22 protein-coding genes are annotated in these 21,110 nt (G+C 59.9%); 8 read left to right on the forward strand and 14 right to left on the reverse strand.

Going from position 1 to position 21,110, the window contains the following annotated elements; all coding sequences use genetic code 11:
- The first annotated feature begins 36 nt into the window (after positions 1 to 36).
- Positions 37 to 1,797: a peptidoglycan D,D-transpeptidase FtsI family protein gene (locus ACQZ6D_RS00360; RefSeq protein WP_038490500.1), complete on the forward strand. Its 1,761-nt coding sequence runs from the start codon at positions 37 to 39 to the stop codon at positions 1,795 to 1,797.
- A 57-nt stretch (positions 1,798 to 1,854) separates the two neighbouring features.
- Here the strand turns inward: ACQZ6D_RS00360 and rarD are convergent, their stop codons facing one another.
- The 13 genes from rarD to alr form a co-directional block, all read right to left on the reverse strand.
- Complete coding sequence (gene rarD, locus ACQZ6D_RS00365; RefSeq protein ID WP_003512314.1) at positions 1,855 to 2,763, reverse strand: EamA family transporter RarD; 909 nt, start codon at positions 2,761 to 2,763, stop codon at positions 1,855 to 1,857.
- 215 nt (positions 2,764 to 2,978) lie between these two features.
- On the reverse strand, positions 2,979 to 3,935 hold the full coding sequence (pip, locus tag ACQZ6D_RS00370; RefSeq protein WP_065704813.1) for a prolyl aminopeptidase: 957 nt from the start codon (positions 3,933 to 3,935) through the stop codon (positions 2,979 to 2,981).
- Positions 3,936 to 3,944: 9 nt separating this feature from the next.
- On the reverse strand, positions 3,945 to 4,418 hold the full coding sequence (locus ACQZ6D_RS00375) for a GFA family protein (protein ID WP_065704810.1): 474 nt from the start codon (positions 4,416 to 4,418) through the stop codon (positions 3,945 to 3,947).
- Positions 4,415 to 4,879, reverse strand: a complete 465-nt coding sequence (locus tag ACQZ6D_RS00380; RefSeq protein WP_003512324.1) for a GFA family protein — start codon at positions 4,877 to 4,879, stop codon at positions 4,415 to 4,417. The genes ACQZ6D_RS00375 and ACQZ6D_RS00380 overlap by 4 nt, the downstream gene beginning before the upstream one ends.
- Positions 4,876 to 5,352: a GFA family protein gene (locus ACQZ6D_RS00385; RefSeq protein ID WP_065704808.1), complete on the reverse strand. Its 477-nt coding sequence runs from the start codon at positions 5,350 to 5,352 to the stop codon at positions 4,876 to 4,878. The genes ACQZ6D_RS00380 and ACQZ6D_RS00385 overlap by 4 nt, the downstream gene beginning before the upstream one ends.
- The gene (locus ACQZ6D_RS00390) at positions 5,349 to 5,717 is read right to left on the reverse strand and encodes an endonuclease domain-containing protein (RefSeq protein ID WP_083211673.1); all 369 of its coding nucleotides are present in this window, start codon (positions 5,715 to 5,717) and stop codon (positions 5,349 to 5,351) included. The genes ACQZ6D_RS00385 and ACQZ6D_RS00390 overlap by 4 nt, the downstream gene beginning before the upstream one ends.
- 259 nt (positions 5,718 to 5,976) lie before the next feature.
- The gene (gene cysS, locus ACQZ6D_RS00395) at positions 5,977 to 7,362 is read right to left on the reverse strand and encodes a cysteine--tRNA ligase (RefSeq protein WP_065704806.1); all 1,386 of its coding nucleotides are present in this window, start codon (positions 7,360 to 7,362) and stop codon (positions 5,977 to 5,979) included.
- A gap of 225 nt (positions 7,363 to 7,587) precedes the next feature.
- Positions 7,588 to 8,328 carry an SDR family NAD(P)-dependent oxidoreductase gene (locus tag ACQZ6D_RS00400; protein WP_065704804.1) on the reverse strand — a complete coding sequence of 247 codons (741 nt, stop codon included), beginning with the start codon at positions 8,326 to 8,328 and terminating at the stop codon, positions 7,588 to 7,590.
- 150 nt (positions 8,329 to 8,478) lie between these two features.
- The gene (gene purF / locus ACQZ6D_RS00405; protein WP_003512343.1) at positions 8,479 to 9,972 is read right to left on the reverse strand and encodes an amidophosphoribosyltransferase; all 1,494 of its coding nucleotides are present in this window, start codon (positions 9,970 to 9,972) and stop codon (positions 8,479 to 8,481) included.
- A 138-nt stretch (positions 9,973 to 10,110) separates the two neighbouring features.
- Entirely contained in the window at positions 10,111 to 10,698 is a 588-nt protein-coding gene (locus ACQZ6D_RS00410) for a CvpA family protein (protein ID WP_003512345.1), read from the reverse strand.
- Between the two features lie 95 nt (positions 10,699 to 10,793).
- A complete protein-coding gene (gene radA / locus ACQZ6D_RS00415; RefSeq protein WP_003512347.1) occupies positions 10,794 to 12,194 on the reverse strand; it encodes a DNA repair protein RadA in 1,401 nt (466 codons plus the stop codon).
- Positions 12,195 to 12,391: 197 nt separating this feature from the next.
- Entirely contained in the window at positions 12,392 to 12,658 is a 267-nt protein-coding gene (locus ACQZ6D_RS00420) for a type II toxin-antitoxin system ParD family antitoxin (RefSeq protein ID WP_448729569.1), read from the reverse strand.
- A gap of 65 nt (positions 12,659 to 12,723) precedes the next feature.
- Positions 12,724 to 13,899: an alanine racemase gene (alr, locus tag ACQZ6D_RS00425; protein ID WP_065704798.1), complete on the reverse strand. Its 1,176-nt coding sequence runs from the start codon at positions 13,897 to 13,899 to the stop codon at positions 12,724 to 12,726.
- A gap of 86 nt (positions 13,900 to 13,985) precedes the next feature.
- On the opposite strand from alr, the gene ACQZ6D_RS00430 reads away from it, so the two are divergent.
- The 3 genes from ACQZ6D_RS00430 (at position 13,986) to ACQZ6D_RS00440 (ending at position 15,939) form a co-directional block, all read left to right on the forward strand.
- Positions 13,986 to 14,843, forward strand: a complete 858-nt coding sequence (locus ACQZ6D_RS00430) for an AraC family transcriptional regulator (protein WP_065704796.1) — start codon at positions 13,986 to 13,988, stop codon at positions 14,841 to 14,843.
- Between the two features lie 92 nt (positions 14,844 to 14,935).
- Positions 14,936 to 15,640, forward strand: a complete 705-nt coding sequence (locus ACQZ6D_RS00435; protein ID WP_065704794.1) for an AzlC family ABC transporter permease — start codon at positions 14,936 to 14,938, stop codon at positions 15,638 to 15,640.
- Positions 15,637 to 15,939: an AzlD family protein gene (locus ACQZ6D_RS00440; RefSeq protein ID WP_003512357.1), complete on the forward strand. Its 303-nt coding sequence runs from the start codon at positions 15,637 to 15,639 to the stop codon at positions 15,937 to 15,939. The genes ACQZ6D_RS00435 and ACQZ6D_RS00440 overlap by 4 nt, the downstream gene beginning before the upstream one ends.
- A 91-nt stretch (positions 15,940 to 16,030) precedes the next feature.
- Here the strand turns inward: ACQZ6D_RS00440 and ACQZ6D_RS00445 are convergent, their stop codons facing one another.
- Positions 16,031 to 17,527, reverse strand: coding sequence for a replicative DNA helicase (locus tag ACQZ6D_RS00445; RefSeq protein ID WP_003512358.1), 1,497 nt, complete (start codon positions 17,525 to 17,527; stop codon positions 16,031 to 16,033).
- Between the two features lie 57 nt (positions 17,528 to 17,584).
- Between ACQZ6D_RS00445 and ACQZ6D_RS00450 the strand changes: the two genes are divergently transcribed.
- The 4 genes from ACQZ6D_RS00450 to ACQZ6D_RS00465 are packed head-to-tail and all read left to right on the forward strand — an operon-like array spanning position 17,585 to position 21,076.
- Complete coding sequence (locus tag ACQZ6D_RS00450) at positions 17,585 to 17,797, forward strand: hypothetical protein (protein WP_127966030.1); 213 nt, start codon at positions 17,585 to 17,587, stop codon at positions 17,795 to 17,797.
- Between the two features lie 40 nt (positions 17,798 to 17,837).
- Positions 17,838 to 18,293, forward strand: coding sequence for a MarR family winged helix-turn-helix transcriptional regulator (locus ACQZ6D_RS00455; RefSeq protein WP_003512359.1), 456 nt, complete (start codon positions 17,838 to 17,840; stop codon positions 18,291 to 18,293).
- Entirely contained in the window at positions 18,290 to 19,990 is a 1,701-nt protein-coding gene (locus tag ACQZ6D_RS00460; protein WP_065704792.1) for an MFS transporter, read from the forward strand. Before ACQZ6D_RS00455 ends, ACQZ6D_RS00460 begins: the two co-directional genes overlap by 4 nt.
- Positions 19,991 to 20,008: 18 nt before the next feature.
- A complete protein-coding gene (locus ACQZ6D_RS00465) occupies positions 20,009 to 21,076 on the forward strand; it encodes an HlyD family secretion protein (protein ID WP_003512361.1) in 1,068 nt (355 codons plus the stop codon).
- Positions 21,077 to 21,110 lie beyond the last annotated feature (34 nt).

The following is a 21,110-nucleotide window of genomic DNA, read 5'->3' on the forward strand; positions in this document are numbered from 1 at the left end:
GATTTTCGCCGCCATGATAGCGGGGCTCATTGGGGAATGATTGCTTTTTTGGTGCGGCTGAAAAGCCGGACGCATTTTATTATTCAGAGAAGTCCGTTTCAGGGCAGGGATGCGATCCTCGGTTCCGCTGCCCGCCGCCGGGTGGACGCGAAAAAGCGACTCGGAATATTGATCGCCGTCTTTGCCGTTATCTATGGCGTCGTTGCAGCACGGCTTGTCCAATACGGCCTTGCCGAACCCATCGCGACCGCATGGATCAATACCGGCGCTACAGCAGTCGCCTCCCGTCCCGATATCCTCGACCGCAACGGCACGCTGCTCGCGACCGATCTCAACATGGTGTCGCTTTATGCGGATCCGCGCCGGGTCGTGGACGCGGATGAGGTTGTCGAGAAGCTCGCAACCGTCATCCCCAATCTCGACTGGCGCGAGACGCACCGCAGATTGCGCTCGGACACCGGCTTTCAATGGCTGCGGCGCCAGCTGACGCCGCGCCAGCAGGCCGATATTCTCAACCTCGGCATCCCCGGCATCGGTTTCCGGCCGGAGAAACGGCGCTTTTATCCGGGTGGCCCCGCAGCCTCGCATATCATCGGCCACGTCAATGTCGACAATCAGGGCCTTGCGGGGATGGAACGTTATCTCGACCAGCAGGGACTGGCCGACTTGCGCGCGACCGGCCTTGCCAGCGGTGCACCGCTGGAGCCGGTGAGGTTGTCGATCGATCTGCGGGTGCAGAACATCGTGCGTGAGGTCGTGCTCAAGGCGAAAACCGCCTATCAGGCGGAGGCTGCCGGTTCAGTGATACTGGATGTGGAGACGGGCGAGGTGCTGGCCATGGCATCGGTGCCGGATTACGACCCGAACGAGCCTTCCCGCACCCTTGCCGATGGCAGCATCGACAGGGAGTATGAAAAGGGCTGGTTCAACCGCATGAGCAATGCGACCTTCGAGATGGGATCCACCTTCAAGAGCTTCACACTTGCAATGGGACTGGATGCAGGTGCCATAACGCTCAACTCGGTGGTTGACGCGTCGCGGCCCATCCGCATGGGTGGCTTCACCATCAAGGATTTCAAGGGTCGGAACCGCCCGCTGTCGATCCCGGAAGTGTTTCAATATTCATCGAATATCGGCACGGCGGCTGTTGCCGACAAGGTCGGGGTCGAAGGCCACCAGCAGTTCCTGACGAAACTGGGACTTCTTTCCAGAATGGATACGGAAATGCCTGGCGTTGCCACGCCAACCCAGCCGAGAACATGGAAGAAGATCAATTCCGTCACTATTTCCTTCGGTCATGGCGTTGCCACTACGCCTTTGCAGACGGCGGTGGCAGCAGCTGCGCTCATCAATGGCGGCAGCCTTATTTCGCCGACCTTCCTGCCGCGTTCCCGAGAGGATGCGGCAGTGCTTTCCCGCACCGTCATCAACGGAAAGACGAGCGCCGATATGCGTTACCTTTTCAACTGGAACGGCATCAAAGGGTCGGGCAGGGGTGCGCAGGTGGAAGGATTTCACGTTGGCGGCAAGACCGGAACCGCCGACAAGGTCATCAATGGCCGTTATGCCAAGGATATCAATTTCAACGCCTTCGTTGCCGGTTTTCCGATGCACAAGCCGAAATATGTCGTGCTGACGATGATCGACGCCCCCAGGACCGGCGTGAACGGAGGACGCACGGCTGCCTCGACGGCCGCACCCATGACCCGTGAAATCATCACCCAGACGGCTGGACTTCTCGGCGTCAAGCCGCGCTTCGGTTATGACGCGACACCGCAATTGCTGGTCGATTATTGAAGACCCGCATTCCCGTTACAGATACGGGAATGTGGAGAGCTGGCATGACGCGGAAGGTTATCGCTTCAGCCGCATCAGGCTAGATGCGGTATAGATCGCCAGCGCCACCCAGATCATTGCAAAGGCCGCCATCCGCACCATGTCGAACGGTTCCTTGAAGATGAAGATGGCGATGAGGAAGATCATCGTCGGAGCGATATATTGCATGATACCGATAGTCGACAGCCGCAGAAGCTTTGCACCATTGCCGTAAAGAATAAGCGGAACGGCGGTGACGATGCCGCTGGCCGCAAGCAGCCAGGTGTCGGTCGCATTGCCGGCCATGAAATGCGCCTGTCCGCTAATGGCAAGCCAGGCCAGCACCAGCACGGCCGGAACGGAAAGAAGCATGACTTCAAGCAGGAAGCCCTGTGTGGCGCCGATTGGCAGCGTCTTGCGGAAGAAGGCGTAAAAACCCCAGGACACGGTGAGCGCAATGGAAACCCATGGCAGGCTGCCCGCATGCCAGGTGAGGATCGCAACGGCCAGCCCCACGAGGCCGATGGCGGCGATCTGCGCCGGATAAAGCTTTTCCTTGAGCAGTACCGCGCCGAGGAAGATGCTGAACAGCGGATTGATAAAATAGCCGAGCGCGGCATCGAGTGCGCGGCCCGCGCCGATCGCCCAGATATAGATGCCCCAGTTGATGCTGATGAGCGCGGCCGTGAGGCTTGCCATGGCGAGCATTTTAGGGGTTTTCAGCGCAGTGCGGATTTCCGCCGTGCGACCGAGAGCGATGAGGACGGCGGCGCCGATCGGCACTGACCAGATGACGCGGTGCACGATGACCTCTATCGGCGAAATATGCGCAACCGCCTTCATGTAGATGGGAAGGAATCCCCACAGCAGATATGCGGAGAGCGCGAAAGCAAAACCGCGTGCGCTATCGCCGCCCTCTTGGGCCGGAAGCGTTTTATCGAGTGCCATGGGAGTACCGCCAATTATTAGGGATTGCCCTTCATAACGGATCGGCGTAGCGCGGGCCAATTCATTTCCGTGAAGCGTTCATGAGAAAAACTGCATGAATAAAAGGCGATTTGCTCTTGAAACAGGCGACTTTGCGACCGAACGGATGATCCACGCACAAAAATCTGCGTGAATCGTTATCTCATCAGGCCGCTTCAAGCATCTGAAAGGCCTGCCTATTTCCCCCCGAAACGATCGGTTGCGCGGATCAGCTGGTCAAGAATACCGGGTTCGCTCAGCGCATGCCCGGCTGCCTCGACAATATGGAAATCCGCCTTCGGCCAGGCCTTGGCAAGCCGCCAGGCATATTTCAGCGGGCAGGGCATATCGTAACGCCCGTGCACGATGACGCCCGGAATATCGCGAAGCTTGCCGGCATCGCGCAGCAATTGCCCTTCCTCCAGCCAGCCGCCATTGACGAAGAAGTGGTTCTCGATGCGTGCGAAGGCGATGGCGTATTTATCCTCGCCGAAATCCTCGACGCGCGCCGGATCGGTAACAAGGGCGATGGTTGCGCCTTCCCACTGGCTCCATGCTCGCGCGCATTCGAGTTTCTTGGCTTCGTCCGTACCGGTGAGATAGCGATTATAGGCCTGCATCATCTCGCCGCGCTCGGCTTCAGGAATTGGCGCTATGAAGTTTTCCCAGCGATCGGGATACATTTCAGAAACGCCGAACTGGTAATACCAGTCCAGTTCCGGCCTGGTGACCGTGTAGATGCCGCGCAGCACCAGTTCGCTCACGCGTTCGGGATGAGTCTCGGCATAGGCGAGTGCCAGCGTCGAGCCCCAGGAGCCGCCGAAAACCAGCCATTTTTCAAAGCCGCACAGCGCGCGGAGCCTCTCAATGTCGGCAACCAGATGCCAGGTGGTGTTGGCTTCCAGTTCCGCATGCGGCGTGGAGCGACCGCAGCCGCGCTGATCGAACAGGATGACGTCGTAAAGTGCCGGGTCGAAAACGCGGCGATGCGTGGGATTTACCCCGCCGCCCGGACCGCCATGCAGGAAAACCGCCGGTTTCGCACCGCGTGTACCAACCCGCTCCCAATAGATCGTGTGCCCATCGCCGACATCGAGCATGCCGCTCTCGAAGGGTTCGATCTCGGGGTAAAAGCTGCGCAATTCTTCGGTCATGTCTTACTTTCATTCGGGTGGCCATTCGGCCGTGTCACGATCCGGGTGTTGCCGGTTGTTGACCGGTAGCCGGTTTTCATCCGGCGCGGCTTCCGGCTCGACCGGCAAGCCGTCAAGGTCACCGAACCAATGCATTTTGCTGTCGAGATTTGATTGCGCCTCGGGCTTTATCAGCTCCGGCTCGTCCAGCGAACCAAGCGTGATGTTGATGAAATCGGCGTCCGGCATGACATAGAAAAGCGGCGTGCCGCACCGTCCGCAAAAACCGCGCCGCACGTGATCGGACGACTGGAACCACGAAGCCTCGCCACGGGTCATTTCAAACTTCGCGCGGGTACTTGCTGCAAGCGGCATGAAATAGTTGCCCGATGCCTTCTGGCACATGCGGCAATGACACAGATGCGGATAGCGCAACCCGCCATCGATCCGGTAACGCACGGCGCCACACTGGCATCCGCCGCTGAAGATTTCTGAACCGTTCATGCGCGGTCGTCTTCCGGCGGCCAGACCTTGGTGTCGTGGTCCGGGTGTTGGAAGGAGGTGATATCAGCCTCATCGACGCTCTGCTCGATTGCAGGTTTTGAAAACAGCTGCTCGATCCAGGGCATGCGCTTGTGGATATTGACCTGCACCTGCGGTTCGATCCGCTCCGGATGATCGAAAGCACCGATCGCGATCTCTACGCCGCCAGGATAATGATAGGTCAGCGGCGTGCCGCATTTGTTGCAGAAGCCCCGATGGATTTTCGCAGATGAACGGAAGAGGGAAGGCTGGCCGCGCGTCCATGTCAGATGCGCCTGATCGGCGGTGACGAGTGCACCGAAGAAATTGCCGAAATGCTTCTGGCACATGCGGCAATGGCAAATGGAGGGGCGACCGATCTTGCCCGCATGAAACCGCACGGCGCCGCACTGGCAGCCGCCGGAAAAGCCTGTTTCGCTCATCGTTTGTTCTCCGGGGGCCAGCTCTCGGTGTCATGGTCGGGGTGCTGGTAGGAAACGAGATGGGTCAGATAGTCGACCGAGGTCAGATCGTCTTCCGTTGGGACGGCGGGTAGCGTGTGGATGCTGTCGACGAAATCGATTTTGCGTTCCACGCCCCACTGAATGGTGGGCGGCAAGGCGGCGGGATCGTCGAAAGCACCGGCCGCAACCGCCATGCCATCCGGCGCCTCATAGGTCAGCGGCGTGCCGCATTCGGGGCAGAAGCCGCGCTTGACGACGCTGGATGACTGGAAGCGCTTGGGTTCGCCACGTGTCCATTCGAATTCGACCTCACGCACCGAAACCAGCGGCGCATAATAGGCCCCAAAAGCCTTCTGGCACATGCGGCAATGACAGATGGAACTGTCCTTGAGATCGCCGGTCGCGCGGAACCGGATCGCGCCGCACTGGCATCCGCCGGTGTAGGTGGTCATGGTTGGCTCTCCTTCACCGTTCGGATAATGTGGAGACAGACATTGTCGATGTCTTTCACAACATCTTCGTTCCAGAAACGCAGAACCCGCCAGCCACACTGCTCCAGCGTCTCCGTTCGTTGCCGATCATAGTCTGCCGCAGCATCTTCCGCATGCTGAAACCTGTCTAACTCGACAATGATCTTATGCGACGGGAAGGTGAAATCAACGATGTATCCTGCGACAGGCAGCTGGCGTCTGAAAGACAGACCTGCAAGACGATGGGCACGGACGGCGTTCCAGAACTTGAGTTCGGCGCCTGTCATGACCTTGCGCATCTGCCGAGCATGTTTCCGATGTCGGGGGCTGACCTTGGCATGGGGCATTGGGATGCTCGCGACTTGAACTGTTGCCGCGAGATTGTAGCATGGTGTGGACGAAATCAAGGGCCTGTCGTGGGGCATCACCCCCCTCTGCCCTGCCGGGCATCTCCCCCTCAAGGGGGGAGATCGACAAGCGGCTAGCACCCTGCCTATGGAATGCGCGGGGCCTTATCGCACTAGCGCGCGGCATCTGATCTCCCCCCTTGAGGGGGAGATGCCCGGCAGGGCAGAGGGGGGGTAAGTCCCAAGCCGCAGCAGCAAATTACCGCTTCAACTCCCAGGTCGTCGTCCGTTCCCCGGTTTCCTTATCCTTGCCATCCTTCAACTGAATGCCCTTCTCGGAAAGCTCGTCGCGCAAACGATCCGCCTCTGCAAAGTTCTTCACCTTCAGCATTTCCAGACGTAGTTGCACCAGAGCATCGACGGCTGAAACGATGGCCTCGTCCACTTCCGCTTTCTTCGGCAAAACGCCGAGCAGGGCGGCGCTGGCCGCAAAGGCGGGCAGGCGGGCAGGATCGGTGTTGGCGGCATGTGCCAGCGCGTGAAGCGCCTGCACGGCGGCAACCGTGTTCAGGTCGTCGGCAAGCGCATCAAGCACGGTTTCATCCGGTGCCGCGTCGGAGGCTTCGGCCGCCGGCCACTTGGCGAGAAGACGTTCGGCCTCTTCGAGACGCTTTACCGAAAAATCGATTGGCTCGCGGTAATGCGTCATCAGCATGGCAAGGCGAAGAACCTCGCCCGGCCATTGGCGGCCGCCGAATTTTTCGGTGTGCAGCAATTCATAGATGGTCACGAAGTTGCCCTCGGACTTCGACATCTTGCGGCCTTCCACCTGCACGAAGCCATTATGCATCCAAACATTGGCCATCACCTGCGTGCCGTGGGCGCAGCGGGATTGCGCGATTTCGTTCTCGTGATGCGGGAAGATGAGATCGAGCCCGCCGCCGTGAATGTCGAACACTTCGCCGAGGTAGCGACCGGCCATGGCCGAGCATTCGATGTGCCAGCCCGGACGGCCGCGGCCCCAGGGGCTTTCCCAGCCGGGCTCATTATCAGAGGAAAGTTTCCACAGCACGAAATCGCCGGGGGTCTTCTTGTGTGCTTCCACCGCCACGCGCGCGCCGGCCTGCTGTTCGTCCAGCGGGCGTTTGGACAACTGGCCGTAATCGGCCATCGAGCGGGTGTCGAACAGCACTTCGCCGCCCGCCGCATAGGCATGGCCGCGCGCGATCAGCTTCTCGATGATGTCGATCATCTCGGCGATGTAGTCGGTGGCGCGCGGTTCAACGGTCGGCTGTAGGCAGCCGAGTGCTGCCACATCCTCATGGAACTGGTCGGCGGTCTTTTTCGTCACCGCGTGGATGGCGTCATTCAGCGGCAGATGCGGATAGTCGCGCAACGCCCTTGCGTTGATCTTGTCGTCGAGATCGGTGATGTTGCGGGCGTAGGTCACATGGCTTTCGCCATAGACGTGGCGCAGCAGCCGGTAAAGAACATCGAAAACGATGACCGGGCGCGCATTGCCGATATGGGCGAAATCGTAAACCGTTGGTCCGCAGACATACATGCGCACATTGTCGGCGTCGATCGGCGCAAATTCCGTCTTTTCGCGTGTCAGGGTGTTGTGGAGTTTCAGGCGCAAGGACATGCGGGCGTTCCCTAAAGGCAGTCAATTGTCCTGGCCGGACCGTTTGTCTGTTGGACCTTGCGGGGAGACGAAAACGATCTGGCCGGTGGTGAACCAGCAAAAATTATTCAGCAGCAGGTGCAGATCGTTGTTTTCATGCCTTGCCTTATGGCGTGCCGGTGTTTCGCGGTCAAGCGTTTCTCGCAGGCGCCAGAAGCACCTTAAGAGACCGCCTTGACCAAAAGCCTATTCCGGCTGGCGGTAATCCAGGAATTTGCCTTCACGCGCCACGAAGAGCTTGCCGGTTTCGGTAAGCTCAGGCGAGGCGAGTTGAACAATGGCGGCGGCAACTTCAGAAGGGTGTGGCACGTCTGCGGGGTCTTCACCGGGCATGGCCTGGGCGCGCATGGCGGTGCGTGTCGCGCCGGGATTGATGCTGTTGATGCGCAGCGCGGTTTTATCGGTTTCCGCAGCCCAGGTCCGGGCAAGTGCCTCAACGGCGGCCTTGGAGGTGGAATAGACGCCCCAGAAGGGACGACAGCTATGGGCAGCACCCGAAGACAGGATCAACGCGCGCCCGGCATCCGATCGCAGGAGCAACGGTTCGACAGAGCGGATCAGCCGCCATGTAGCGGTGACATTGATGGTCATGACCCTTTCGAAGACTTTCGCTTCGATATGGCCGACCGGCGAGATGACGCCGAGAACACCGGCATTCGCGACCAGAATATCGAGCTTGCCCCAGCGCTCGAAGATATTGGCGCCCAGCGCATCGATGGCGTTCATGTCGGCGAGATCGAAGGGAACCAGCGTCGCGGTGCCGCCGACGGCCTTGATGGCGTCGTCCAGATCCTCGAGGCCGCCGACCGTGCGGGCGCAGGCAATGACGTGCGCACCGGCCTTGGCAAGCTCCAGCGCCGTGAAATAGCCGATACCGCGCGACGCGCCGGTGACGAGCGCGATCCTGCCCCTGAGATTGATGGTCATTTTGCCCCCTCCGAAATTCATTCCGCTTGTTTTATGAAGCCCCTGACGCCAACCGCAAGCGATCAAAACGCCGCAGCGGGTACTGTTTTAATCGCCCGCCACAAAAAAGCGGCCACCGGAAGCCGGTGGCCGCTTGTTATTTCGAGATTATCAGCCGTTGCTGGCCAGCACGGAAATCTTGCTGCCCATCGCCTCGCCGTTCTGGTCGAGAAGGCGCGTAGGGTAGTCGCCGGTAAAATAATGGTCCGTGAATTGCGGACGCGCATTGTTGCGGTTCTCGCCACCGACGGCGCGGTAAAGACCGTCGATCGACAGGAAGGCAAGCGAATCGGCGCCAATGAATTTCGCCATGGCGTCCACATCGGCATACTGGTTGGCGAGCAGCTTGTCGGCATCAGGCGTGTCTATGCCGTAGAAATCCGGATGGAAGATCATCGGGCTGGCAACGCGGATATGCACTTCTTTCGCGCCCGCTTCGCGGATCATCTGCACGATCTTCAATGAAGTCGTGCCGCGCACGATCGAATCATCCACCAGCACCACGCGCTTGCCTTCAATCATCGCCCGGTTGGCGGAATGCTTGAGCTTGACGCCAAAAGCGCGGATCTGCTGCGTCGGCTCGATGAAGGTACGGCCGACATAGTGGTTGCGGATGATTCCGTATTCGAACGGAATACCGCTTTCCTGCGCAAAACCGAGCGCTGCCGGCGTGCCGCCATCGGGAACCGGAACGACAACGTCAGCTTCCAGCGGCGCTTCCTTGGCAAGGTTCATGCCCATGTTCTTACGCGTCGTATAGACGTTGCGGCCGCCGACGACGGAATCGGGGCGAGCGAAATAAACATATTCGAACAGGCAGAGACGCTCCGGCTGCGGCTTCGAAGGCTTGCGCGCATCGATGGTGATCGAACCATCCGGCTGAATTTCGCAGATGATGACTTCGCCGTTTTCGACGTCACGCACGAATTTCGCGCCGATGATATCGAGAGCGCAGGTCTCCGAGCAGAAGATCGGCTTGCCGTCCAGCTCACCCATGACGAGCGGGCGGATGCCGATCGGGTCGCGGGCTGCGATCAGCTTGGTGCGGGTCATCGCCAGCATCGAATAGCCGCCTTCCATCTGGCGGATGGCGTCGATGAAACGGTCGGCAGTGGAGCTGTGACGCGAACGGGCGATGAGGTGCAGCACGACTTCGGTATCCGATGTCGACTGACAGATGGCGCCGGTGGCGATGATCTGTCGGCGAAGCGTCAGGCCATTGGTGAAATTGCCGTTATGGGCAATCGAAATGCCGCCTTCTTCCAGCTCGGCAAACAGTGGCTGCACGTTGCGCATCGCCACTTCGCCTGTTGTGGAGTAGCGGGTATGGCCAATAGCGATGGAGCCGGGCAGGCGGGCAAGGGTTGCCGGATCGGTATAATGATCGCCGACGAGGCCCATATGGCGTTCCTGATGGAAGCGCTTGCCATCGAAGGAGACGATGCCTGCTGCCTCCTGGCCGCGATGCTGAAGCGCATGCAGGCCGAGTGCAGTCAGGGCGGAGGCATCGGCGTGGCCGAGAATGCCGAACACGCCGCACTCTTCGTGCAGCGTGTCGCCGTCGATCTCTTCATTGAAAGTGGAATGCGAAAGCGGCTCAATCATCCGGCTTGCCCTTGCTCTCTACCGAGAAAAACGAAAGACCTCTCCGGTGAGCTTGTCTCCCGGTCGGCCAGTCTGTGTCGTGCTTGATATTTAGCACAAATAGCGCGCCTTGCATGCATTGCAAGGCGCGACACTGTGTCAATTATTCGTTGCCGGCGGATTTGTCGCCGGTACATCTTCCGCAGGCGTCTGCGCGGCTGCCGGTTCCTGCGGTTTTCCGAGGATACGGGCGCGGATCTGCGGCTCGATATCGTCAGGCAGAACCGCTTCCAGCTTGCCCACCAGCCCGTCGAGGAAAGGCTTGGACTTGGCCTGGGTTACCCATTGCGGCTGCGTCTTCACATCCACCAGCCAGTTCCAGAAGGCAACCGCGACGACCAGCAAGAGAATGCCGCGCGCTGCGCCGAACAGGAAACCCAGCGTGCGATCCAGCGCACCAATGCGGCTGTCGATGATGAAATCGGCAATGCGCGAGGTGATGAAGGAAATGACGACAAGGGAGATGAGGAAGACGACGCCTGCCGAACCGGCGATGGCGATCTTATCGTCATCGGTATAGTTGCGTGCATAGGGCAGCAGGATCGGGAAAAGATAATAGGCGGCGGCGACCGAACCGGCCCAGCTCGCGATGGACAGAATCTCGCGGGAAAAACCGCGCACCATCGCGAGAATGGCGGAGAAAAGAACAACGGCGATGACGATGCCGTCGAAAATTGTAATGGGCATATACCAACTCCGGAGGTGCGACGCCCTGTCAGGCGCTGCCTTGCCAATTGTGCGATCCTCTTACACCACTGTTTCCCTTGGCGAAAGGATCAATCTTAGTCGTCCTCAACCTGTTTGAACCGGTTGCCGGAACCGGCGATGCGCGCCACGAGGTCCGGCAGGCTTTCTATTTCCGTCCAGCGCCCCTTGCCCGCTTTCGGCAATTCAGCCGAAGCAGACGGCAGAAGTGCGGCGGAGAAACCGAGTTTTTCAGCTTCTTTCAAACGCTGGCCCGTATGCGAGACTGGCCGTACCGCGCCCGACAGGCTGATCTCGCCGAAATAGACGCAATCGGCGGGCAGGGCAAGACCGGCAAGCGAGGAAACCAGCGCAGAAGCTATCGCCATATCCGCAGCCGGTTCGGAAATGCGGTATCCGCCGGCGACGTTCAGATAAACGTCGTGCTGACCGAGCTTCACGCCGCAATGGGCTTCAAGCACGGCAAGGATCATGGCGAGCCGCGAACTGTCCCAGCCGACCACGGCGCGGCGCGGCGTGCCGAGCGAGGTGGCCGCGACCAGCGCCTGCACCTCGACCAGAATGGGACGGGTGCCCTCCATGCCGGCAAAGACTGCGGCACCGGGAGATTTCTCGTTGCGCTCGCCAAGGAACAGTTCGGACGGGTTTGAGACCTCGCGCAATCCGCGATCGGACATTTCAAACACGCCGATCTCGTCCGTCGGCCCGAAGCGGTTCTTGACGGTGCGCAGAATGCGGTAATGGTGGCCGCGGTCGCCTTCGAAATAAAGCACGGCGTCGACCATGTGCTCCACCACGCGGGGACCGGCGATCTGGCCTTCCTTGGTCACATGGCCCACCAGCACCATGGTCGCGCCCGTCTGCTTGGCGTAACGGATCATTGCCTGCACGCCGGTGCGCACCTGCGTTACCGTGCCGGGAGCGGAATCGGCCGTGTCGCTCCATAGCGTCTGGATGGAATCGATGATGACGAGATCGGGGCGCTTGCCCTCGGAAATCGTCGCCAGAATATCCTCGACATTGGTTTCTGCCGCCAGCAGCACGTCGGTTTCCGCCGCACCCAGCCGCTGGGCGCGCAGACGCACCTGCGCTACCGCTTCTTCGCCAGAAACATAGATGACGCGATGTCCGCGCCGTGAAAGGGCAGCTGCCGCCTGCATCAGCAGGGTCGATTTGCCGATGCCGGGATCGCCGCCGATCAACACCGCCGAACCGCGCACGAAACCGCCACCGGTTGCCCGGTCCAGTTCGCTGATGCCGGTCGGAATGCGCGGCGCCTCCTCGATCTCGCCCGAAAGCGCCGTAAGCGCGACCGCCCGGCCTTTTTTCGGCGTCTTGCCGGGGCCGGAACCGATGCCGCCCATCGGGTCTTCTTCGACGATGGTATTCCATTCGCCGCAGCCTTCGCATTTTCCCGCCCAGCGGGTATGAACCGTGCCGCAGTTCTGGCACACGAATTGGGTCTTGGCTTTGGCCATCTATGTCAGTTTTCTTCTTGTTTGAAATCTTTGGCGGAATTGTCCTGGTGGCGGTGCAGCAAGCGCAGAACGGTTAGATCGGCCTCGTCAACACGAAAGAAGATGACGCGCCCACGATAGGCAATACTGCGAAGCCCGGCCCATGGTCTTCGGCAAGATCGCGCCTTGCCCGCGTGGTCCAGATTGGGGTCCGGATTTTAATGACCGGTCCCCGTTTTTTGCTGCACGGAAACGCGTTTGATATCGCTCAGGAAGACGTCTTGTGAGGCATAGCGGTGAACCCGGCCTGCTTCAGCGTCGTCAATGCCCTGTATCAGCAATTTAAGCGCGACTCTTTTTCTTTCATCGCTGCTCAGTAATTGCAGGCTCGCATGAATAAGGGCGTCCGCATCGCTATAGACACCCGCAGCCACCTGCTCTTCGATGAACTTTTCGTCCTGTTCGCTCAAATGGATTTCGGGCATTTCGATCTCCTTTTGTTCTCTTTTAGCACAGGTCGCTTCCGCTTTCCAAGAGCTAAAGACGTGGTTCAGTCGTCAGCCATCAGATATTGCCGCTCGTAGCGCAAACCAAGCCCCGTCAGCATTTCGTAACCGATGGTGCCGGCGGCGCGCGCCACCTCATCGAGCGGCACTTTCGGGCCGAAAAGCTCGATATAATCGCCGGTGCGGACAGCGTTTGCCGGTATGTCCGTGATATCGAAAATAGTGAGATCCATGGTTACACGACCGGCGACCGGCGCCTTGTGGCCGTTGACTACGCCGTAAGCACCGCCATGGCCCATTTCGCGCAATGGAATGCCGGAACCGGAAAGCGACCGCTGGTATCCGTCCGCGTAACCAACGGAAGCGATGGCAAGGCGGCTCGCCCGTTTCAGCAAATAGGTGCCGCCATAGCTGACTGTCTGGCCTTCGCCGGCCTCGCGAATCTGGATGATCCGCGCTTCGGCCCTTGCGACGGGCCGCATCGGGTTTGCCACATCGTTGATTGCCTCGCCGCCGTAAAGGGCAATGCCGGGGCGGGTGAGATCGAAATGATAATCCGGTCCCAGAAAGATCCCGGCAGAGGCGGAAAGGCTTGATTCGATTCCTTCGAAAGCGGCGCTAACCTTGCGGAATGATTCGAGCTGGACCTTATTCATGGGCGAAGACGGCGTGTCGGCGCAGGCGAGGTGGGAGAGCACCAGAACCGGATCGAAACTCGCAGGCCGGGTCACGTCGTCTGCCAGAAACAGCGCGTCGTCCAGCGGCAGGCCAAGCCGGTTGAAGCCGGTATCCACATGCAGCGCGCAGGGGTGTTCGCCGCGTTCGGCAACTGTCGCCATCCAGAAGGAAAGCTGTTCCTCCGAGGCCAGAACCGGCACGAGATCATTGTCGAAGACCTGACGCTCCTGGCCCTGCCAGATGCCTGACAGCACGAAGATGCGCGCTTCCGGTGCATAGGATCGCAAGGTCGCACCTTCGGACACCGTTGCCACGAAGAAGTCGCGTGCGCCGGCATGGTAGAGCGTCGCGCCGCAATCCTCGATACCGAGCCCGTAGGCATCTGCTTTCACGACAGCCGCCGTCCGCGCCTTGCCGGACCGCTTTTTCATGTCGCGCCAATTGTCGGCAAGCGCGCCGAGATCGACGGTCAGCCTCAGCGGCGCATGTTCGAAAGCGTCGGTTTCGTGTTCGGGAAATGTGTCTTCGAAGTCGTCTGTCATGCCATGCGTCCGGTTGATTTGGAACCGGTTCGGACCCTAGCACTTTTGTTCAAGACGGTAATGACCGATTGGTTTAAAGTCGTTCTATGCACAATGTTTCGCAGGAACAGGCCATAGACGTCATGCCGGTTGCAGCGACGGAAACGACGCGTTTCTGGCGCGACCCACGTTTTAGCGGCATGGAATGTCTGAGCGCGACGTTCCTGACACATGAATATTCGCCGCACGCGCATGATACCTTCTCGATCGGCGCGATCGAAAGCGGCTCGCAGATTTCCACCATTCAGGGCACCAGGGAACAGACCGGGCCGGGGCATCTCTATCTCATCAATCCGGACGAGATTCACGATGGTGCGCCGGGTGGCGGCGGTTATCGTTATCGGATGATCTATCCCGACGCATCGCTGCTGCGTGATATTATCGAGGATGTGACGGGCAGGGCTTTCCACGGAATGCCGTCCTTTCCAAGGTTTCTCCCGCGTGATCCGCAGATGGCCGCCGCTTTTCAGATGGCGCATCGCAGGCTGGAGGCCAAGTCCGGCGCTCTTGAGGCAGACGAGGGCATGTTCTCGGTTCTGGCGGCACTGTTCGGCAGGCATGGCAGCGCCATTATCCTGGCCGTTGAAACCCGCGAGAAGACGGCGGTCCATACCGCCCGCGACTATCTCTCCGATAATTACGAGACCGATATCGGCCTTGAGGAATTGGCGTCCATCGCTGGTCTCAGCCGCGCGCATCTCATCCGGGCCTTCCGCAAGGAGTTCCACATCACCCCGCATGCCTATCTGACGGATGTGCGCATAAGGCGGGCGCGCCGTCTTCTGCGTTCCGGCGAAATGCCGGCCGAGGTGGCTGCGCTGTGCGGTTTTGCCGATCAGGCGCATTTTACGCGGCATTTCAAGACGCGCACCGGCGTCACGCCGGGACAATTCCGGACGGCGTGATTTTGGTGGCCATTCCGAAGCGCAACGTCACTTTCATTCAAGACTGGAAAAACTTGCAGGCGTAATCGCATGTCTCTGAAAAGGAGAATGCAATGTCCGTACTGGAAAAACGTGCAGAGCTTGGCGCAGGCCTGAGAGCTGCGGCACCACTGTTGGTCGCCATGGTGCCGATCGGCGCCGTGTTCGGTGCAGTCGCGGTCGGCAAGGGATTGTCGACGCTGGAAGCCTCGCTGATGTCGATTCTCGTCTTTGCAGGTGGCTCGCAATTCGTCGCCCTGGATCTGTGGACGCATCCGGCAAGCTGGAGCGCGCTCGGTTTTGCCGCGCTGCTGGTCAATCTTCGCCATGTGCTGATGAGCGCTTCCATCGCTGGCAAGCTCGATGATTTTACCGGCTGGCGAAAATATGCGGCCATGCTGGTGCTGACGGACGAATCCTGGGCGCTATCGGAATTCAGGGCAGTTGCCGGCAGGCTGACGGCCGCATTTTTCACCGGCGCTGCGCTGTCAATCTACCTCGTCTGGAACATCGCCACGCTCACGGGCGCGCTTTTAGGCTCGGTGATGGGGGACATGACGGTTATCGGTCTGGACTTCGCTTTTCCGGCCGTGTTCATCGTGCTGCTGATGGGGTTCTGGAAGGGCAGGGAAACCGGCCTGGTGCTGCTGGCAAGCGCTGCCGCCGCCTTTGTCACGCACGCGCTGGTCCCAGGCGCCTGGTACATAGCCGCCGGTGCGCTTGCGGGGCTTTCCGTCGCAGCCTTCGGCCGCGAGGACAAGGTGGAGCAGCCGGCATGACGCTTGATACGAACACCCTGCTGGCGATTCTCGCCATGATGGCGGCCACCGTCGCTACGCGTCTTGGGGGTCTGCTGCTGGTCAACCATTTCACCCTGACGCCGCGTCTGAAAAAAGCGCTCGGCGTGGTTCCGCCTGCGGTCTTGATGGCTGTGGTGACGCCAACGGCATTCTCAAGCGGAATGGCGGAAACAATCGCCTGCGCGGTGACGGCAGTCGCGGCGCTCCGCCTCAGCCTGCTGCCAGCCGCAACGCTCGGCGTCGTCACCGTGGCGCTTTTGCGCGGAATCGGATTGTGAGGCAATCCCGCCAAAGTTCTGAAGAGATTCCCCAGTTTCGATTTAGAGCAGGCAGGGCGAAACGCTGACCTGTTTCCGCCCTCGGTTCAGATCAATGCTCTTCGTACTGGCTGAAGCTCGGGTCGGCCAGATCCGCGAAGCGGGTGAATTCGGACTGGAACGCGAGTTTCACTGTGCCGGTGGGTCCGTGACGCTGCTTGGCGATGATGACGTCCGCGGTGCCTTTCACCTTGTCGAACAGGGCCTCCCACTCGGCATATTTCGGATCGGAAATATCGCGCGGCTCCATGTTCTTGACGTAATACTCCTCACGGAACACGAACAGCACCACGTCGGCGTCCTGCTCGATCGAGCCCGATTCACGCAGGTCGGAAAGCTGCGGGCGCTTGTCTTCACGGCTTTCCACCGCACGGGAGAGCTGTGAAAGCGCGATGATGGGAACATTGAGTTCCTTGCCGAGCGCCTTAAGGCCCGTGGTGATCTGGGTGATTTCCTGCACGCGGTTCTCACCGCTTTTGCCGGCGCCGGTCATCAGCTGAATATAGTCGACCACCAGGACGTCAAGACCACGCTGGCGCTTCAGTCGACGTGCACGGGCGGAAAGCTGGGCGATGGAGATACCACCGGTCTGGTCGATGTAAAGCGGCACCTTCTGCATCATCTGGGAGCAGGCGACGAGCTTCTCGAAATCGGCCTCGGTAATGTCACCGCGGCGGATTTTCGAGGAAGACACTTCCGTCTGCTCTGAAATGATACGGGTTGCCAGCTGTTCGGACGACATTTCGAGCGAGTAGAAGCCGACGACGCCGCCGTTTTTCGCCTTGAACGAACCATCAGGCTGTACTTCCTGATCGTAGGTCGCCGCGATGTTATAGGCGATGTTGGTGGCAAGCGAGGTCTTGCCCATACCCGGACGACCGGCAAGTACGATAAGGTCGGAACGCTGCAGGCCGCCCATGCGGGCGTCGAGCGAGTGGATGCCGGTGGAAATGCCGGAAAGATTGCCGTCACGCTCGAAGGCGGCGCCCGCCATGTCGATCGCCAGCGCCACCGCATCGTTGAACGACTGGAAGCCGCCATCGTAGCGACCGGTTTCCGCCAGTTCGAACAGGCGGCGCTCGGTGTCTTCGATCTGCGCCTGCGGCGGCATGTCCAGCGGCGCATCATAGGCGATGTTGACGACATCCTCGCCGATCTGGATCAGCGCGCGGCGCAGCGCCAGATCATAGATCGCCCGACCGTAATCTTCCGCATTGATGATCGAAACGGCTTCTGCCGCCAGACGCGCCAGATATTGCGCCACCGTCAGGTCGCCGACCTTGTCGTCTGCGGGCAGGAAGGTCTTGATGGTCACCGGATTGGCGGTCTTGCCCATGCGGATGATGTCGCCCGCCACTTCGAAAATCTTGCGGTGCAGCGGTTCGTAAAGATGCACGGGCTTCAAGAAGTCCGACACGCGGTAATAGGCGTCGTTGTTAACGAGGATGGCGCCCAGCAGCGCCTGTTCGGCCTCGATATTGTTCGGCGCCTCGCGGTAATGCGGTTCCGCCGGTTGCGCGGGGGTGATCTTTCTCACAGCGTCGTTCATGGTTTGCACGATCTCCCTTTGCCTTGCCACTACACTTCGGGTTTGGCTTCCTTGGCCATGGCAGTCAATGATATTGTTGCAACACTCTATGGCAGCCTGACGTCCTGTCTGCGAAGCTGGATCACATCTTCAGTTGTCCCCAGCAATCCACAGGCGGGTGGGGACAAGGTGCGGGAAATTCCCGGCAACGTGATTCGCTGCCATGAGTTTATCGCATGGCAGACCCGACGTGAAAGAAACTTGAAAATCGGCAGGCTTCCAAATAAATAGGCAGAAAATAAGTAGTGTGCTAATTATAAGGCTTGCTGACATGTCCCGCGAAACCGACAAGGAACAGCTTCTGGACGAGGTGTCCGCCTTCACCCGCAAGCTGCGCGCATTTTTTGACGCGCGGGTAGGGGAAAGCGGCCTGACTTTGGCGCGTGCGCGTGCGCTTTTCGCGCTGTCGCGACGTGGGCCGCTGACCCAGACGGAGCTTGCCGAGGAAATGGAAATCGAAACGCCGACGCTGGTGCGCGTGCTTGACGGCATGGAGAAACAGAACCTCATCGAGCGACGCTCCGACGAAACCGACCGCCGTGCCAAACGCATCCACATGACGGAGGAGGGCGAGAAAACCTCCGAAACGGTGCAGGCGGTGGCAAAATCGCTCCGTTCTGAAATCGCCGCCGATGTTTCCTCGCAGGATCTGGCGATGGCGCTGGATGTCATGCGCAGGCTTTCGGCTAATCTGCAAAATCTGGCAAGCGGGAGGGCGCAATCGTGAGTACCGTGGTGCCGCAAACGGCAGACGAGAACGCCTCTGAAAATGTCGACGTTACGGTAAAGCCGGCGAACGTGCCGGAATCTGCTGCTGCGGCCGCCGCGCCGCAACCGGTGGAGCGGCCAGTGTGGCTGCGGCTGTGTTTCATCTTCGCGGGCCTGGCGTTCTTCATCACGCAAGGGTTGGGCATGAACCTCGTCATGGCCAATCTATACCAGTTGCAGGGCGAATTTTCCGCCACGGTGGCTGAGGTCGCCTGGCTCTCCGCCGCCTATATGGCCCCCTATGCCACGTTTTCCATCGCGCTGTTCAAGGTGCGAACGCAATATGGCCTGCGTCCCTTTGCCGAACTTTCGATCATCGTCTTCGTGGTTGCCTCCTGCCTCAACCTGTTCGTGACAGATTTGCATTCGGCGATCGTCATCCGCTTCCTCAGCGGCATGGCGGCGGCACCTCTTTCTTCGCTCGGCTTTCTCTACATTCTGGAGGCCTTTCCGCCGGCGCGGAAATTCTCGCTGGGCTTCAGCATCGCGCTCACCGGAACCTTGCTGTCTGCACCGCTCGCGCGCATCGTCTCGCCTTCCTTGCTGCAAATAGGCGGCTGGAATGCCCTTTACACGATGGAAATGGGCTTCGCGCTGATCTCGCTCGCCTTGATCTACCTGTTGAAAGTCACGCCGCCGCCGCGGGCGAAAGTCATCGAGCGCACGGATATTCTGAGCTACCTTCTGTTCGCGGGTGGCCTTGGCTGTCTCGCGGTCATGCTCACGCTTGGCCGGTTTTACTGGTGGTTCGAAACATGGTGGCTGGGCGTGCTCCTGGCCACGTCGATCACGCTTCTCACGCTGATGGTCGTCATCGAGTTGCCGCGCAAGAACCCGCTGCTTGACCTGCGCTGGATTTTTTCGAAAACCAACCTGCATGTCATAGCGGTCCTTCTCATCTACCGTGCAGTTTCCTCCGAGCAATCCTCGACGGCGGTGAGTTTCTACCAGCAGCTTGGCCTTTTGAACGACCAGACGATCACGCTTTATGCTCTGGTGCTTTTGGCGACGGTTCTCGGCGGTGCGGCCTGTGCCTGGCTGATGCTGACGAAATATGTCGATACCGCTCATGTGATTGCGCTTACCCTGATTGCGGCCGGCGCTTTTCTGGACAGCCAGTCCAACAACCTGACGCGGCCAGCGCAGATGTATCTGAGCCAGATGATGATCGCCTTCGGTGCGGCCATGTTCCTGCCGCCCGTTATGGCAAAGGGGTTCGCTGCCGCACTTGCGCGCGGAGCGCCCTATCTGGTGAATTTCATCACCATCTTCCTGTTCACCCAGATCACCGGATCGATGTTGATGACCGGGCTGCTCGGCAGTTTCGTGACGCTGCGCGAAAAATTCCATTCCAATATTCTGGTGGAAAATATCCTGCTCACCAACCCATTGGTCGCCCAGCGCGTGTCGCAACTTTCCGGCGCCTACAGCCACGTCATCACCGATCCGGCGCTGCTGAAGGCCGAGGGGCTTTCCCTCCTTGGCCAGCAGGTTACCAAGGAAGCCTATGTGCTCGCCTATAACGATACGTTCCTGTTGATTTCCACCGTTGCGGCGCTGGCGCTCATGGCGCTTTTGCTCCACCTTGCATGGCTGCGCATCCGTCCCCGCTTTTTCCGGGACAATGTCGATGCCGCGCCGGCGCCACAGTCTTGAACCTCCAAGAGTGATAATATGCTGAAGAAGATTTTTACCCCCGTTTCCATTCTCGTTCTGCTCGGTGGCCTCGCCGGCGTCGCGCTGGTGCTCTATGCATGGCGCCTGCCGCCATTCCTTTCCACCGTCGAAATGACCGACAACGCCTTCGTGCGTGGTTACGTGACGACGATGAGCCCGCAGGTGAGCGGTTATGTCGTGGATGTGCCGGTGAAGGACTATCAGGAGGTCAAACAGGGCACATTGCTGGCGAAGATCGACGACCGCATCTACCGCCAGAAGCAGGCGCAGGCGGGAGCCGCGCTGGATACGCAAAAAGCGGCACTGGACAATTCCCGCCAGCAGGAAAACGCCGCCAACGCCAATATCCGTTCCAGCGAGGCGGCGGTCGATAGCGCGCAGGCATCTCTGAAACAGGCGCAACTGGCATCAGACCGTCAGGACAACCTCATCAAAAGCGGTGCCGGCACCTCCAGCCTGCAGGAGGAGGCGCATGCCGCGCTTGAAAAGGCGAGGGCATCGCTCTCGCAGGCGAAAGCGGCACTTGAGGTCTCGCGGCAGGATTTGCAGACGATCATCGTTAACCGCAGTTCCCTGCAGGCCGCTGTCGCCAATGCTGAGGCTGCGGTCGAACTCGCCAGGATCGATCTCGACAATACCGAAATTCACGCGCCGGTGGACGGCAGGCTCGGCGAAATCGGCGTGCGCACCGGTCAGTATGTGACGGCCGGAACGCAGTTGATGGCGGTTGTGCCGCACGATGTCTGGGTCATCGCCAATTTCAAGGAAACCCAGCTCGCGGGCATGCAGGTCGGCCAGCCGGTGACGATCTCGGTGGATGCCCTGCATCGCCGCAAGCTCAACGGCCGCGTCGAGCGGTTCTCGCCCGCCACGGGATCGGAATTCGCTGTCATCAAGCCCGACAATGCCACCGGCAATTTCGTGAAGATCGCCCAGCGTCTCGGCGTGCGTATCGCAATCGACGCCGATCAGCCGCTGGCAGCGGATCTGTCGCCGGGCATGTCGGTGGTCGTGCATGTGGACAAGAGCGTGGCGCCTGAGGGGGCGGAGACGGCGGCGAGGTAGTCTGGCTATTGGAGTATGCCGAGAGGCGCCCCCT

The sequence above is a fragment of the Agrobacterium sp. 22-3639C2 genome, from assembly GCF_053522105.1.

Bases quoted from the DNA above. Each gene is read 5' to 3' on its own strand.
- alr (WP_065704798.1), bottom strand. From the start codon at position 13,899: ATGACAGACGACTTCGAAGACACATTTCCCGAACACGAAACCGACGCT.
- ACQZ6D_RS00375 (WP_065704810.1), bottom strand. From the start codon at position 4,418: ATGAACGGTTCAGAAATCTTCAGCGGCGGATGCCAGTGTGGCGCCGTG.
- pip (WP_065704813.1), bottom strand. From the start codon at position 3,935: ATGACCGAAGAATTGCGCAGCTTTTACCCCGAGATCGAACCCTTCGAG.
- ACQZ6D_RS00430 (WP_065704796.1), top strand. From the start codon at position 13,986: ATGCACAATGTTTCGCAGGAACAGGCCATAGACGTCATGCCGGTTGCA.
- ACQZ6D_RS00450 (WP_127966030.1), top strand. From the start codon at position 17,585: ATGGCAGTCAATGATATTGTTGCAACACTCTATGGCAGCCTGACGTCC.
- ACQZ6D_RS00440 (WP_003512357.1), top strand. From the start codon at position 15,637: ATGACGCTTGATACGAACACCCTGCTGGCGATTCTCGCCATGATGGCG.
- rarD (WP_003512314.1), bottom strand. From the start codon at position 2,763: ATGGCACTCGATAAAACGCTTCCGGCCCAAGAGGGCGGCGATAGCGCA.
- ACQZ6D_RS00400 (WP_065704804.1), bottom strand. From the start codon at position 8,328: ATGACCATCAATCTCAGGGGCAGGATCGCGCTCGTCACCGGCGCGTCG.
- ACQZ6D_RS00390 (WP_083211673.1), bottom strand. From the start codon at position 5,717: ATGCCCCATGCCAAGGTCAGCCCCCGACATCGGAAACATGCTCGGCAG.
- ACQZ6D_RS00435 (WP_065704794.1), top strand. From the start codon at position 14,936: ATGTCCGTACTGGAAAAACGTGCAGAGCTTGGCGCAGGCCTGAGAGCT.
- ACQZ6D_RS00445 (WP_003512358.1), bottom strand. From the start codon at position 17,527: ATGAACGACGCTGTGAGAAAGATCACCCCCGCGCAACCGGCGGAACCG.
- radA (WP_003512347.1), bottom strand. From the start codon at position 12,194: ATGGCCAAAGCCAAGACCCAATTCGTGTGCCAGAACTGCGGCACGGTT.
- ACQZ6D_RS00385 (WP_065704808.1), bottom strand. From the start codon at position 5,352: ATGACCACCTACACCGGCGGATGCCAGTGCGGCGCGATCCGGTTCCGC.
- cysS (WP_065704806.1), bottom strand. From the start codon at position 7,362: ATGTCCTTGCGCCTGAAACTCCACAACACCCTGACACGCGAAAAGACG.
- purF (WP_003512343.1), bottom strand. From the start codon at position 9,972: ATGATTGAGCCGCTTTCGCATTCCACTTTCAATGAAGAGATCGACGGC.
- ACQZ6D_RS00360 (WP_038490500.1), top strand. From the start codon at position 37: ATGATTGCTTTTTTGGTGCGGCTGAAAAGCCGGACGCATTTTATTATT.
- ACQZ6D_RS00410 (WP_003512345.1), bottom strand. From the start codon at position 10,698: ATGCCCATTACAATTTTCGACGGCATCGTCATCGCCGTTGTTCTTTTC.
- ACQZ6D_RS00380 (WP_003512324.1), bottom strand. From the start codon at position 4,879: ATGAGCGAAACAGGCTTTTCCGGCGGCTGCCAGTGCGGCGCCGTGCGG.
- ACQZ6D_RS00465 (WP_003512361.1), top strand. From the start codon at position 20,009: ATGCTGAAGAAGATTTTTACCCCCGTTTCCATTCTCGTTCTGCTCGGT.
- ACQZ6D_RS00420 (WP_448729569.1), bottom strand. From the start codon at position 12,658: ATGCCCGAAATCCATTTGAGCGAACAGGACGAAAAGTTCATCGAAGAG.
- ACQZ6D_RS00455 (WP_003512359.1), top strand. From the start codon at position 17,838: ATGTCCCGCGAAACCGACAAGGAACAGCTTCTGGACGAGGTGTCCGCC.